The sequence below is a fragment of the Cupriavidus laharis genome (genome assembly GCF_914271435.1).
Lineage (GTDB): Bacteria > Pseudomonadota > Gammaproteobacteria > Burkholderiales > Burkholderiaceae > Cupriavidus > Cupriavidus laharis.
Window position 1 is genome coordinate 1 of the sequence record NZ_CAJZAI010000051.1, and the last position, 755, is coordinate 755.

Here is a 755-nt window from a genome sequence, read left to right on the forward strand (position 1 = left end):
GTCGCCATTGCTCGCGAATGTGTACCTGCATTACGTGTTCGATCTCTGGGCCAATCGGTGGCGACGGCGGGAAGCCAAGGGCAACGTCATCATCTTGCGATACGCAGATGATGTTGTGGTCGGTTTCGAGCATGAAGCTGACGCGCGGCGCTTCTGGAACGCGATGCGACTGAGGTTGGAGGAGTTCGCGCTTGCGCTTCACCCGGACAAGACGAGACTACTGGAGTTCGGCCGCAATGCAGCGGCCAACCGACGGAATCGAGGCCTTGGCCGGCCGGAGACTTTCGCCTTTCTGGGCTTCATCTTTATCTGCGGGCGATCGCGCCGTGGTGCCTTTCAGTTGCAGCGAAAGACCCGAGGCGATCGCATGCGGGCGAAGCTCAGGCAGATCAAGGAGGAACTACGGCGACGCATGCACGAACCGATCCCTGCACAAGGGAAATGGCTCGGGCAGGTGGTGCGCGGATACTTCGCGTACCACGCAGTACCAACGAACTCGCGAACACTCGGCGCGTTCCGATACCACGTTGTTGACCTCTGGCGGCGGGCGCTCCGGCGCCGCAGTCAAAAGGATCACATGACGTGGACGCGCGTCGAGCGGATCGCGGATGCCTGGCTCCCTCAGCCTCGAATCCTTCATCCATGGCCCGACCGGCGCTTTGCCGTCAAACACCCAAGGTAGGAGCCCGGTGCCCGAATCGGGCACGCCGGGATCTGTGCGGGGGGTGCCCAGCAATGGGCATTCCTACCGCGAT

At 62.3% G+C, this 755-nt stretch carries 1 protein-coding gene; it reads left to right on the top strand.

What is annotated here, in order from left to right; all coding sequences use genetic code 11:
• On the top strand, nt 1-682 hold a 682-nt coding region (locus LDO29_RS28080), incomplete at its 5' end, for a reverse transcriptase domain-containing protein (protein ID WP_253074158.1).
• Nucleotides 683-755 lie beyond the last annotated feature (73 nt).